Annotated in this window: 9 protein-coding genes and 1 pseudogene; 1 reads left to right on the plus strand and 9 read right to left on the minus strand. The window is 41.7% G+C overall.

All coding sequences use genetic code 11. The features are described 5' to 3' along the window. The 8 genes and pseudogenes from AB4274_RS03060 to AB4274_RS03095 all read right to left on the minus strand — a co-directional run. The coding region (locus AB4274_RS03060) for a peptidoglycan-binding protein (RefSeq protein ID WP_198593722.1) at nucleotides 1–1,046 on the minus strand (1,046 nt) is incomplete at its 3' end. 4 nt (nucleotides 1,047–1,050) lie between these two features. After that, nucleotides 1,051–2,676, minus strand: a complete 1,626-nt coding sequence (locus tag AB4274_RS03065; protein ID WP_372110951.1) for a hypothetical protein — start codon at nucleotides 2,674–2,676, stop codon at nucleotides 1,051–1,053. Between the two features lie 2 nt (nucleotides 2,677–2,678). Continuing rightward, nucleotides 2,679–4,022: an AAA family ATPase gene (locus AB4274_RS03070; protein ID WP_372110953.1), complete on the minus strand. Its 1,344-nt coding sequence runs from the start codon at nucleotides 4,020–4,022 to the stop codon at nucleotides 2,679–2,681. A 1-nt stretch (nucleotide 4,023) separates the two neighbouring features. Next, entirely contained in the window at nucleotides 4,024–6,516 is a 2,493-nt protein-coding gene (locus AB4274_RS03075) for an Hsp70 family protein (protein ID WP_372110955.1), read from the minus strand. Continuing rightward, nucleotides 6,513–6,872, minus strand: coding sequence for a hypothetical protein (locus AB4274_RS03080; protein WP_372110957.1), 360 nt, complete (start codon nucleotides 6,870–6,872; stop codon nucleotides 6,513–6,515). The genes AB4274_RS03075 and AB4274_RS03080 overlap by 4 nt, the downstream gene beginning before the upstream one ends. A gap of 725 nt (nucleotides 6,873–7,597) precedes the next feature. Further along, nucleotides 7,598–8,014, minus strand: coding sequence for a hypothetical protein (locus AB4274_RS03085; RefSeq protein ID WP_065585211.1), 417 nt, complete (start codon nucleotides 8,012–8,014; stop codon nucleotides 7,598–7,600). Between the two features lie 887 nt (nucleotides 8,015–8,901). Continuing rightward, nucleotides 8,902–10,023: an alpha/beta fold hydrolase gene (locus tag AB4274_RS03090; protein ID WP_017068111.1), complete on the minus strand. Its 1,122-nt coding sequence runs from the start codon at nucleotides 10,021–10,023 to the stop codon at nucleotides 8,902–8,904. Between the two features lie 285 nt (nucleotides 10,024–10,308). Further along, nucleotides 10,309–11,546: pseudogene (locus AB4274_RS03095) on the minus strand (amidohydrolase family protein). 267 nt (nucleotides 11,547–11,813) lie between these two features. On the opposite strand from AB4274_RS03095, the gene AB4274_RS03100 reads away from it, so the two are divergent. Beyond that, nucleotides 11,814–12,302, plus strand: coding sequence for a hypothetical protein (locus tag AB4274_RS03100; RefSeq protein WP_017068109.1), 489 nt, complete (start codon nucleotides 11,814–11,816; stop codon nucleotides 12,300–12,302). A 99-nt stretch (nucleotides 12,303–12,401) separates the two neighbouring features. Here AB4274_RS03100 and AB4274_RS03105 read toward each other — a convergent pair whose 3' ends face one another. Then, entirely contained in the window at nucleotides 12,402–14,150 is a 1,749-nt protein-coding gene (locus AB4274_RS03105) for an amidohydrolase (RefSeq protein ID WP_372110959.1), read from the minus strand. Nucleotides 14,151–14,242 lie beyond the last annotated feature (92 nt).

A 14,242-nucleotide genomic window follows, 5' to 3' on the forward strand; every position in this document is an offset into this window, starting at 1 on the left:
TCAATTTTGGCATTCGCAGGGATTCCATTATCATTACTCTGATGGTTGTTAGTTTTGACTCCAACATTAAGTGAAGATTTAGATCGCTCTTTGCTCCGAAGCGAAGAAAGTAGTTCTCTATCTACTCTTCCTGTTTGAGCTAAACCCGAGTCACGCTGGAAAACCTTTATCGCACTCGCTGTTCCCGGTCCGTAATCACCATCAATTGGACCAGGCTTATATCCTAGGACGGTTAAAAGTTGTTGTACTTCTCGTGTTAACTGGGCGTTCGGTTTATTTGAAGCGCTCTTAGTTGACACATTCGATGTTTTCTTAAAGCGTTGATCAATTAGTTTTGCCTCTCGTATCGCTTCTGTAGTAATTGTAGACTTGTGTGTTTCTACTTCTCGCTCAGCTTTAGAGAGATCTCGTTGTCGATAGCGATAATTACTACACCTACTATTATAGTCATTAACAATTCGATTGAACTCATCTATACCTCCGTTTGTATCGAAGATATTTCTCATCGCATCAATACGCATGATTTCACGAGTACACCAACGAATCTGCGACACTGAAAGTATATTATTTGAACCGACAGGCGGTTTATTATACTGAAGCTTAGGAGTCTCATTTCTTGGCTTGTTGGTTTTACCTACGACAGACGAACTTCCTAATTGAGAAGCTGTTGGAGTCTTTGCTGTTGGATTGGCTAAACTACTACCGGTAGCAGCCTTAGGTACGGAACTAGGACTATCATTACCCTGACTTATTGCCATGAAAATACCGACAATGAGTAAAAAACCAAATATATACCCCCAACTTATACCCGATTTGTTACCTTCCTGTTGTTCATCTTGTAATGTTCCATCCGTAACTTCTGATTCTGAGCCTACATCTACAGTGTTATCACGCTGTGAACCAGACTGAGTCTTAGATTGGGGCGTTGTTATGGTGTCTGTAGAGGGGTCAGACTGAAAATCAGATTCGACTGAATCAGCTTTGTCTTCACTCTTTGAGTGCAGCTGTGATAAACCACTAAACCCTTTGGGATTCTTATTACTCATTAAACTAATTCACCCCAAAGACTTCACTTAATCGAGAAGCTCTCTTATCCATCATAACGCTAACCAGTGTGCTAAACATATGGTAGTTCGTAGCACTGACATCTAAGCTTGCATTAACTTTACTATCTCCAACAAGACTGTATGTACATTGGCCATTGTATACGTTGGAAGACAAACGACTCCATGGCACCAAAACTGGCTCACTCGCTCGAAGAAACTTTTTCCTGTGTAGAACGAGCCCATCGTCTCGAACACCAATACCAGAAAAATGATCCTTTGCTTTGCACACAATATCAATTGCAAAATTTATCATCAGCTTATAACCAGTACCTTTCCAAAACCTATCTAACAAGGCGCTAAAATGCTCCTGTTTCTTTGTGGTTATTTTGTAAGTACGATTAGTGCCACCATATTCAAATATATAATCTGTCGTTAGGCTTCTGCTTATTACTTGATAGCTATAGAAAGTAATATCTTCAAACCTAACAAAAGCCCCTTTCCAAGAAATACCTGATGCGCTAATCTTCAATTCGTCTTTGAAAGCAAGACCTATCTCAGCGCTATAAGCCATCTCAAGCTCATGTTTTACTTGTTCCCTAGCTTCATTTTCGGCTCTTTGCTGTCTTTCAAACTCAATATCTTTAATGTCGGCAATGTCTTTTTCCACACGCTCTGAAAAGCTGGTTACTTCTCCAAAAAGCTCAAGGCTAATCTCGCTTAGTTTTTTTGTTATGTCATCTTGAAGCATTTCATTGAACATATACAAACTAAGATCGCGAACTTTGTACGCCAATTCTTTGCTCTCTTCATGCTCTAACCCTTTCCCTTGGAAACTAACTTGAATAGGTTGAGCTATTGTATCCCAGCCTCTTAGGCTAGTTATTAGTTTCGATATAAGTTGGTCCAAATGGTCATTCGAGTACTGACTAGTGGTCATTGTCATGATATTTTCAATCAACGACTCAATAGATGCAGTTTCTTCAGCAAGAGCATGCTTTGTGGCCACCTCATAATAATCAACTAGATCTTGAACAAGTGTATAGCACTGCCTAACACCACTCATTGAATTTTTATCAACAATATCAGTTACTAAAGATACCAGCATCTGACTATCCAACCTATCCAATGAGTCTTTAATAGACTGATTGAAGTAGTCCTTTCGCAGATTAACTCCGTCCTCTAGCTGTGAAGTATCACTTAATAATGGGAAACCAGAGTACTTTCTCTCTTGATTAAGCAGAATCATGACTTCATCTAAACGGAGGTGTAAACCTTCAAAAAGGTCCGCTAACCTCAAAATTGAATCTTTGACAAGTTTGTGACTTTCACCTTTGTAAAGACTCAATGATGACGAAATTAAATTCAACTGATCTAGTGCATGTAAATGTCTAAGATCGATAAGATCATTCAGTGATTTAATGGTAAGTTCTCGGAGAACAGTTGGCTCTATAACTCCAATCAACCAACCTAACTCTGACTGAACTCTCAAGCGAGGAGAAACTACTTCACTTAAAAGGTCTCGGTCTGAGTCATTAAACAAACTAAACTCTTCTTCTAACTCTGAAAGTTCAGCTCTAGTATTACGTAATGTTGCGTTTAAGAGAAAGAATGGGTTTTCTTTAATGTTCATAATCACAGAAATCCGATTTTATTTTTATTAATTGAAGGTATCATCGGTAACAATTCAATCGCAGACATTAACTCATTGTGACCAAGTTTACTTATTCTGTCTTTAGCTGCTTTTCTAGCGGCCTCTTTAACTACGAAGTCAATATCTGCCAACGTGCGCCCTATCAAACTATCTATGACTTCATCTTTAATTGCTTTACTTTCAAGTGGTAACCCTTGCGTCAAAAAATTTAATGAAGCCCGGATCTCACTTTCATTTGGAATTCCGATTTCTATCAGATGGTTAAAACGACCTTTACGCTTTAGCGCTGGGTCAATATCTTCGATGAAGTTCGTCATTCCTATAATCAGCACACCAGTATTTATAGCTTCTGGTATCCGTCTTAGAAACTCATTAACCTCTTCCAGCTTATGATCTTTGGCTGTACTTCTATTTGATGTATAGGATTCCATTTCATCGATGAGAATAACGCTAGGTGCGCACCTAATTGCTTCTTCAAATACTTCAGAAATCTTTTTGCTTGTTTCATGAATGTAGGGACTTGCTACTGATGCAGAGTCCACTTTAAAAACTGGCCAGCCCAAGTGATTCACGAGCTTTTCCGCAGCATAAGTTTTCCCGCATCCGGGAGGACCATATAGGATAAAAGATGACGGTCCTTCGATACCCACTTTCCTATAAGAGTCACGGTGGTTTATCACATCGATTATGTACTCATTGACAAACTCTTCCAGTGACTCCCTGCCAAACAGTTCAAACTCGCACAAAGACTCATTCACAGTAGAGTCTGACGGTTCTAACACATAGTCCACACCAGCTAACTCAAAGCACTGTTCAAGCTCAGCATCATTCAACGGAGTTAATTTTGTTACTGCCTTGAAAGAACTGTCCTTAAGGCTCACACCATTTGTTAACCACAACTTATAAGACAGCTCATTGTCAAGATCATTACCTAAATCTAAAGGCAGAAGCACTGAGTACTTTTCTACATAGAGACTATTTTTAGTACTACCTAGTTTTTCTTTCGAATTTAAATAGGCATGAGTGAATGATAGAGCCTGCGAAAAATTAACTAAACCGAGACCAATATCAAAACTAGATACCGAAAAACAATCTTCTATTTCAAAATAATGAAATTCTTCACTCCCCACATCGATAGAACTAAACAAATTTCTGGGTAAATAATCGTTGTTAACCCAGAAGCTGCATAGCTCCTGAGTTGCGACGATAATATTTGTCTTATTATCAAGTTTATATATTGCAGCTGAGTCTACTAAAAGTAACCGTTCAATAATCGCTTCACCAGAAGGTAACCTGTACCGCATTGGCAATAACACGCTGTTCATCTTAGCTTTCTACTATATTAGCAAAGACTGTAGAATCTAGATCAGGAGCACCGCCCACTCGGTTTTGGAACAAATGGAAGTTTACTGTTCTTAACTCATCTATATTGTGATTCTCGATACAATGTATACCTTGCTGCACACATTCATTAAACTTAGCTTTATCAATAAACGCAGCCTCTTCAGAACACAAAACCTTAAACTGCTCAACGACAAACCAGTCTTGCTTATACAGAATTTCAAAATTCTTTGAGCGTAGTTCATCCATTGCCACCTCAAAGTCATGTGACTTACTTGCAATTGCATTTTGGGCAGTATTCATAAGCTTTATAACCACTGCGTGATCTGATTCTTCAGCATACTGTTCAATATATTCACTATAAGTATTTTTCATTTTATCGAACTCTAATGTTCTGATAGTTGATAAGTTCTGACTTCTAACTTTTGACAACTGACGCTTGGCTTCAAGTAGCTTTTCCATTGCTTCCTGAGATTCTTCAGGGGTAACTGCCCTCTGATTCTTTTCTTCTGCCAAAGCCACATTTTCGAATACTCGATTAATTTCATCATTATCTAGAATATCTCGTATCTCGCTAACTCGCTCTTTTAAGCTATCGGCTTCCATAGAAATAATTGCTTTTGAATCAGCATGGTTGATTTGGTTTTCTTGTCGAGAGTAGAAGTTCTTACCTGCGTTAAATACACCGCCAATACATGGTATTGATACCTCTAAATTGATTGCTCCGGAATCAAAAATTTCATAAATACACTCAATGTCAGCCCCCGCTGGTACGACTCCAACTTCAAAATCATGGCCAGAAACTTTCAGCACACCCACTGGTCTGTTGTCTGTTACAGGATCCTCTATGTCACCTTCCCAAAGCTTTATATTTATACTATTGTCCGTGCCTGCTCTAAGAGTTTCTGCAGCCTTAAACATCTTTGTACCTTTAACCGGTAACGAGTCGCCTGATTTGACCAAGTACGACAAACTAGATTTACCACCTAAACTACTCAGTGCTTCGATCGAAATCGAGTGGGATGCTGGTATAGCCTCTACTGTTGCAGATGTTTTTGTAATAGAGATTTGACTATCATTTATTGCTACCGTATTACCTAAAGGGTCAAATACGAACACTTTGAATAGGTTTTCCCCCATAATTCCCAGTGGGACGGTGATCGTTGACATAGCCTCAAGAGCAACTCTACCCGACGTCCAACCAGTGCTGATACTATCGACTTGATATTCATAACCCTCTGCATAGTCATCAAATTTAATTGCTATCTTCGATGCTTTGTTAGGAGTTCTAGCTTGAAATTTGAATACCAAAGATAGTGCCCCCTTAGACTCAATTACCCCTCGAGATGACTTTCTTTCACGATTTTGTGTAGTCCAATCTATTGACTCTGCAAAAATACTTGCGCCTTCAGCTACAGCTGTCATAGGGTTTACTTCGGTTGACCCCTTAATCCCCAATTCAAAACAGACCTTGTCACGAAGCGGCTTGTAATTAGTTGGTCCGCCAACAAATACAACTCTCTCAATATAATCAGGGGTAAGATGTGCTTTTGATAAAGCCTCTCGTGCGGCCTCAACAGACTCTAGAACTAAGTTATTAATTAGATGGTCAAACTCATCTCTAGAAATCTCGATATCTAAATACATCTCTTCACCGTCGAGATCAAACTCTCTGATCTCTGTTTCTGACAATGAAATGACTGCTGCCTCTTTAGATGATAACTCAATCTTAGCCCTCTCGGCCGCATAGTTTGCCATTCTCACCATGGTTGAATACTTAGGATCGACGAGAAAGTTATCAGGCAAATTGAAGTTACTTCTTAACCATGGTTTAACAATTTTATCCATAAGGAGTCGGTCAAAATCACGACCTCCACACATAGCAATGCCACCATGAGATAGAAGATTTACTTTACCTCTGTGGCTTTCTGCAATCGCAATATCAAGGGTGCCACCACCTAAATCGTAAACAAGAAAGGTACCATCCAGTGCCCCTTCTTTCATAACACTCATTACAGCGGCAACCGGCTCTTGCATCAAAGCAACGTTATTTATACCGGCCAAGTTGGCTGCATCAACAGTTGCGTCTTTTTGCATTTGATTAAATGCAGCTGGAACGGTAATAACAACACCGGTTTCTGGGTCTAGTCGAAGCTCTTCATTCAAGTATCCATAGAGCGTTTTCAAAACTTCAGCAGAGCACTGCTCTGGTGTCTTTACTTCATGAACGGCTTTAAATTCTATTGGAGTACTCGTTCCCATCAACCTTTTAAAAAGTACAGCTGAATTACTTGGACTGCGAGCAGCTTGTTCATAAGCTCGTTGTCCAACTAACTTATTGCCTCGTCTATCGAGATATATCGCAGATGGAGTAATGTCATTTTGTTCAGGGCTTTTCCAAATTTTTGTTTTTTGACCATCAAATGATGCTATTGCACTGTTCGTAGTACCCAGATCTATGCCAACAAAGTTTTTCATTTTTTACTCCCAAGAATAACTGTACCCATCTGTTCAATACCCTTCTCACTCATAATCAAAGGAGATAGTACTTGGTCAATATATAACTCTTCACTTTCGTCAAAATCATCAATATTTATCGCAGATACAGCCATGCCAGCATCATAATCTTGACCTTCTAAATCAATAATTTTCAAACCGCTACTCTCCAGCTCATCAGAAATCTTTTTAACAAACCACTTCAACTGACTTTGAAAGCGAGTTTGATCTTTCATAGCCAATTTGGCTAAAACACGCTCATTTGCCTTGGCAAAACGCCAAGACTCGGAAGCAAGTTCAACTAAAGATTTAAAATATGAATTAATAGACTCAGACATAATACTTCCCAAATATGGATGATGGGGTTCTCATAACAACAACCCAAATTATGTACACAATGTATCATATTTTAATTTTGCCGAACATTGTTCTAGGCCATGTTGAATACTGTTCATCTTCCGTACCAACGATTTTGGTAGTGGTCATTGAATCAAAGTCCTTTTAACAGCTCTATCCAAAGTTTCTACCCATGCAGTCTCATACCTGTCTCTTGATCAGAAATCAGTCTAAAAACCCATAAATCCAGTCGTTTCCTTGCTCAGATAGTATCCACTAAGTATATCCTGTAGTTTGTCCCAGCCAAGCCACATGGTTCCCCAACTGGCAATGCGTGTCCGTTCACCTAGTTTGGAAATGGCTTCGTATGCCCATTTGAGCATAGGAATTTCGCTAGGTAGCTATAGGGTAGCGTCCGCCTCTCTTGTTAACATTGAATGTATAAAGGTTATTTTGATTTGAACAATTGGAACGAAGAGCAGACTAAGAGAAGAACAGAATCAATAACCAAATTGGCTTATGAACTAATGTAGACGCCTTGACCGATAGTCCGCACACTCCGAAGTTACGTTGAATTTTCCCCCGTGATACAGAACGGGGTTTACGACGAACGCCATTAGATGAATGGATAACTTTTAGTAGGGAAAAAGCCCACGAACAGGGTGTGAATGAGTATTTACTCTAGCTGACAATGGGGCAAAGATGAGTCAGCAGATGGCTAACTAGCTTAAAATGGGTAGTGCTCTTCTTCATACGCTTCCACCCATGTCACTAGCATTTCAAGTTCGTCACCTTCGGGTGTGCCTGGTTCAGCATCGAATATGGTTTCAATCCTCTTTAAAACCATCCTGTACTCGTTTTCTGACGGTATTTCCGATTCAGTAAGTCCTTTAACTTTCATGAGAGTTTCCCTATCGACACTCCCGCTTTTGTTAAAGCGTTCAGCCATTTTTAGCATTTTTTCCATTCGGGTGTCGTTAAGAGCATCGTATCTTTGAACAAGAAAATCGCTTTCTGCTTTATCCGTATCTTCAGAATAAGATCCCCAATCTTTTTCATTTGTAGTCGCGAGTTCATCAGCGTGTGCTGTTTTGGGTGTAATACCCTCAAGCAGTTCTTTTTCTGAAAGTGGTTTACGGCTCATGGCTCGCTCCTCGATTGAAAGTAACATTAGATGATTTATAGCATAGTGAGTTACCGGCTGTAAGGTATGAGCTGTTTTAAGACAAGCTTTGGGGCACAAACGAGTCAGACAAGCTTGAAGCTACAGTTATCACGTAAAATAGAAAATTGAGAATAATGTTTGCTGTCGGAAAGCCGCTTAGTAAAGCTTCCAACCCTGTTGGTTACCTGTCAATTTCACCGTGAAATCCGACAATAAAAAGCAACCTAAGCGTATGTTTTGTAATAATTAATTGCAGGTGCAAAAGTTGTCGTTTTTTTTAGAAAACGCATTCCGAACTGAAGGCGGTCAATACCAGCTACTATTGACCGCTGGTCGCGCGTAATAGAGCTACTTTTTGTAGTTATGGTCGTGTCTGTGTTTTAGACAAGCTAAGCTAGAACCCTTTAGATTTACCACGTAAATGTATGGTTTATAAATACTTTAAGGGGAAGAGAAGTTCATTCCGCAGGTTGCGATTCGCACACTGCGAAATGAGCGTCTAACTAGAAAAGGGGCAAATCCGTGTTAGTCCTACTAAAAATCCCCTCCTAGCCTCCCCTTAATCAGTATCTACAATCCATTGTGGTTCGTAGAAAGGGGAGGAACTGAATACAGATCGTTACATGTGCAGTTACACATTCAGCGCTAAAGAAGGTTCTCCCCCTCGGTCGTCAATCTAGAGGGGGGATAAACTTAATTGGAGGGGGAGTTAGAGGGGGTGGGTGTTCGAAATCAGCCTGAACGCACAGGATATCAATGCTCTCAATTCAGAAAAACATTACGCTTCACCCAAAAGATTGGAATGCCTAAGCGTTCCAATTTTAATATCTGATTTACCTACGCCGCCTAGTGCACCGAATCATAAATCAATGTGCTTCTTCAGCTCTTAACCAAAACTCGGACAGGTCTTCAAAAAGGTCATCGTTATCTAAGATGCTCAAATGGGTTTCGTTGTAGCCGAGGATTTGTGACGCGTGGAGTTGGGCTGGGCGCGACAATTGGCTTGATAAATTGATCACACCATCGTTGCTGTTGGTATTAAATAGGTCGCCCGAGTTATAACCAAAGGCTAAAAAGTGGGGAATGTGAATCTTACTGCTGTCAATTAATAAGTCAGCGATAAATTTCCCGTCTGGATTTAAATCAACCCATGCCGGCATTACTACGGGAGAGTACTCGACCCCTTGTTTAGCAGACTCGACACCACCAAACGGCGAAGATATGGTGGCTACGCTGCTTACAAAATCGCATAGCTGCCCAATACGGCACTGGCGAAGACTGTTGGTGGCGACAAGCCCGCCCATACTATGTGCCACAACATGTAATTGTTGGATTTTGTATTCCGTTAACACCGTGTGCATGAGGTTATTCAGGCCTTTGGAGTTCAAAGCCAGAGACAAGCCTGAAGGATAGTTAAAGACCCAGATCTGATATTTAGATTGGTCGACTTTTTCAATCAGTGGGGCAAAATCTAACGCAGTGGCGTTGATGCCATGCACAAACAAGATCGGGATTTTGTTTGGGTCGAACTCTGACAGAAAGTAGAGCCCAGCGTTATCTTCGAGCAAAAAGGTCAGCGGCTGCCACATGCCGAGTTTGCCATTTTTTCTGTCAAAAGGTGGAGCTTCCAAGCTCACGACTGTGCCTATGTCGATCAAATCCAATTCGATTTTTAACAGTGAAGGTAGTGAACGATCAACAAACGCTCTTGGGGCTTCACTCTCATTAACCGTTAGTGAGACTTCTATTGTTGATCTGTCTTGGTGATCACGTAGGTTGATTACACTGAAAGCTTCATCGGCTTGTAGGGTAAGGTCTTGATTCTTATCTTCAAAGATAAGTAGGTAGTGGATGTTATTCGATACATGTAAGTGAATACTGTCACTGTCTATGATGCCATCGTAGCCATCAACCTCGCCTTTGTTAATGTCTTTGATTTGTTCAATCACCACGGCAGAACCGGAGGCATGTTGATTCAAGGTAACCATGTATTGATTGGTTATGGAGTCGATGGCTTGTATCTCATTAGATAGATTTCTAAAGTTACCGCACCTGACAGCAGTGAACTGAGTAATAGCACTGTGCTGATTAAGCGTGCAGTAAGTAATAGCTTCATTCTAATTTCATCCTTATCCCACCCCGATTTATCCATAAATCAATAACCTGAGTTTAATAGTAGCAATAAAACAGCGCTTAATAAAAAGGCAAGCAAACGACTATAAAGTTCGCTTGCTTGCCTGAGAGGTTTCATTACTTAGTGAGTATATTGAACACTAAAGCGTGTTTTTATATACCTTGCCGTCTTTCATGATCAGTTTTTGTGTCTCTGTGTTTGCCACACAAGCAACACTTTCCAGTGGGTTGCCATCGATGATCAATAAGTCGGCATACACGCCTTCAACGATCTGACCTAACTTGCCTTCTTGGTATGGGTGTTGGTAGGTCGACATTTCGAACAAGCGACCACAGTTTGATGTCGCCATGCGAAGCGCGGTGATGGTATCGAATACTTGCTCAATCGCACCAAGTTCATTCAATTGTGTCGCGTGAACGTTGGTTTCACCCACACAGTCAGTGCCAAAATCGATGCTCTGGATGTCGTATTTCTTAATCAATTCTGCCGACTTGAACATGGCTTTACCCACGCGCTCTGTTTTGCGATATGTCTCTTCGTTTGGCAGTGGGATCTTACGCTCTGCAATCAATGAAGAGGTAAAGTAAGACGGGATCACCCAGATATCTTTCTCTTTAATTATCTCGGCAATGTCGTCGTCCATGATAGTCGCATGTTCGAATGACATCACGCCCGCTTCAGCGGCTCGGCGCAGCGACATAAGTGCCGTAATCTGAAGCGGCATCAACCGCAGCTTTCATCTCTTCAGATGTGAACTGCAATGTGTCTAGCGGATCAAACGTTGAAGATGCGCCACCACCCGCCATGATCTTGATTTGGGATGCGCCCATAAATAGCTGTTCGCGAACCGCTTTTAAGACTTCTGAACGACCATCTGCCACTTTCATTGCGCCAAGCTTCCTCATAGGTGAGTCTTCATGGCCGTTTGCTAAACGCTCTTGTGCTTGGTTTTGACGGTAATCGGAGTGACCACAGGTTTGTGAGATAGCTGCCATTGAAGGCAGAATACGTGGGCCAGTGGCATAGCCGTTGTCGATACTGGTTTTTAAGGCCAAGCGTGTTACCTGCTACATCACGAATGGTGGTAAAGCCACGCATTAACATCTCTTCAGAAATCTTTGCTGAGCGAATCGCCACTTCTTCACGCGTCATGGTATCAATGACATTGAATGGTGCAGATAAAGTGATATGAACGTGCGCATCAATCAGGCCTGACATGACCGTGCCACCTTGAGCATCAATCGTTTCATCGGCAATCGTTGGGTCAATCTCTCCAATCTGAGTGATCAAGTTATCTTCGATGAGGATTGATACGTTCTCGATTAAGTTGTTATCAACACCGTTAAATACGTTCGCGTTAGTGATTAGTTTTTTCATAATCTGCACCTTTTGGAAATGAGTGTGTGTCGCTGATGGAGTCATCTTATGGGGCGCAGCATTTGAAGAATGGCCATTTGGTGACAGTGGTGAATTGGGCGTGTTTTTGCTATTGCTATAAGAGAGGCAAAGGGGATTTTTGTCGAATCATTAATTTGAGGAATGAATGTTGGCGATGTCATGAAATGGTAAGTTTTGCTTCGATTCGAACGCTAAGATGTATTTCAAATCAAGGCGACTTATCAAATTAGATTAGAGAGAGACAGAATGACTAAATCAGACAAAGTTTACGGGTTCAACACACCACAACGTCTATTCGTAGGTTACACATTAGCCGTGCTGGTGGACTTGGTCGTACTTAACTTCTTCGATGAGTACTGGGACTTCGTCAACATTGAGTCTTTCACTATATCTTTGATTGCGGCGTTGTTGTTGCAGCTATTATTGAAGCTCTCTATTGGTTTAGAACATAAAATTGCTGAGCACTTCAAAAGCAAGCCGGGCACTGCACCTAAGGTGTACCGAGCAATCACCACTTACATTATCTTGGTGGGCTCAAAATTCGTGATGCTAGAAGCGATTAACCTTCTGTTCGGAGATAAGGTGAGTTTTACAGGACCTTGGGGCGGCGTGGTTGCTTTCTTCGCTGTGGTATTTACGATTCTGGTTGCTGAAGTGATTGTATCGAAGATCTACTTTGCTCTGGATGACAAACAAGATTCACATGTGAAAGCGCTTAAAGAGACCAACGCGTAACAGAACTAAAATACAGATGTGAATAACAGACGAGCCAGTTGAATAAGCTGGCTCGTTTTCGTTTGAGTTGCGATAACCAATTCGATACGCGAATTGGCTCTATTTTTCGTAAACCACGTTCCCGCGTAACACCGTCATCAACACCTGAGTTTTGGCGATTTGTATTGCTGACACTGTGGTGATGTCGCGGTCGAGAATGGCGAAGTCAGCGGATTTTCCTACCTCAATAGAACCTGTTACGTCTTCAATCCCAAGACTTTTGGCGGCATTGAGCGTGTAAGCGTCGATGGCGGTATAGATATCGGTTAGGCCGGTTTTGCCCATGATTAAGCTGTTCGCGATGCCGACCAATGGGTTGATGTCGTGTACGTTCCAATCACTGCTTAAGGTGATATTGGCGTCGGTCTTGAGTATTGCATCGAGGTTCATCATGGCTTTGGCACGGCGAGCACCAAGGAAAGCTTCGGCCCATTGGTGTTGATGCCTTGCAACGTAATCAGAGCCAACTTGGAAATCTGCAGTTACATCTAACTGGCGAAAGCGTGGCACATCTTCATCATTGATTAATTCGACATGGGTTAGGGTGTAGGGTTTGGTTGAACCTTGTTTGCGAATACTTTCTATCGCATCAAGAGATTCACGAACCGCTCCATCACCAATCGCATGAATGTGGGCGCTAAAGCCGATTTTCTCGAGCGCAGTTAACCATTCTTTCATTTGTTCTGGCGGAATATAGTTCAAGCCATTAGGAGACTGGGGTAGATAAGTATCTAAGTAGGGCGCGAGTGTTTTGGCGGTGCCATTGATAAAGATGCCATCACTGTACATTTTCACCTGATCGACAAGTAACAGATGGCTTTTATCGTCGGAATGCATTTTCTCAAAGACTTCTAATTGAGAAGACATCACCATCGATGGGTACACCCAAGGGCGTAGCGATACTCGCGCCGTTAAGTCTTGATTTTGCTCGGCCTCTAGCCAAACGTCATACCAACCTCGTTTCCAATACATGCGACCGTCGCCAATGGTGGTGATGCCGTGGGTTGCCGCTTCCTCAAGCCCGAACATTAAGCCTTGGTAGCTTTGCTCAAACAGTTCACTTTGGCTATTCCAAGCCATCTCCATCACTTGATCGCCAGCATTGTCTAGCAAGATGCCATTGAGCTTGCTGCTGTCTTGGTCTTTTAAATAAACACCGCCTTGTGGGTCTGGAGATTGTTGGCTGATTCGAGCGATTTTTAGTGCTTTTGAGTTGACCCACATCGAGTGTGAAGTCTGCTCCATAAGCACCACGGGGCGATTAGGGAAGACACTGTCGATGATCTCTAGTGGCGTGTAGTCAGAGTCGCTATCGAGCGTCGCTTCCAAAGAAAAACCATAGCCCATAAGCCAACCTCTGCCATCGGTATCAGCATTGATCTTACACGCTTCTAAGTAGGGGATTTGCTCTTCTAACGTTGCTTCAGAGTCGAGTTCACAATTGCCACCCAGCTCTGAGGCGGCTTCAAACACATGGTTATGGTTATCAATAAATCCCGGAAGGACAAAGGCATTGTCTAAATCAATGACATCAGTGCTTTGCCCTTGAAAAGTTTGCGCCTGTGATTGGTTACCAATGAAGATGATCTTGCCTTTGTGGGTAACGATCGAGTCCGACTCACGATGCCCGTATATATCAGCATTGATAAAGATCTGGTCAGCACTTTGGTTATGAACAGATGTTTGCGCTTGAACTGGTGTTTGTGTTTGAACAATAGTGTTGGCTTGTGCAAGCACCGGCGCTACGGCCGATAAGCTTGTGAGTAATGCTATCCATGCAGTACGTGGCAGAGTGAGCTTGTTATTCATTATTATGTCTTCCATGTTCCACGGTTTAGTAAGTATAGAAAGCGAGTGGCGAGAATCATATCGTGAATTTTTAATAATAAAGTGTCCTTGGT

This window comes from Vibrio sp. 10N.261.55.A10, from assembly GCF_041470825.1.
GTDB lineage: Bacteria > Pseudomonadota > Gammaproteobacteria > Enterobacterales > Vibrionaceae > Vibrio > Vibrio crassostreae_C.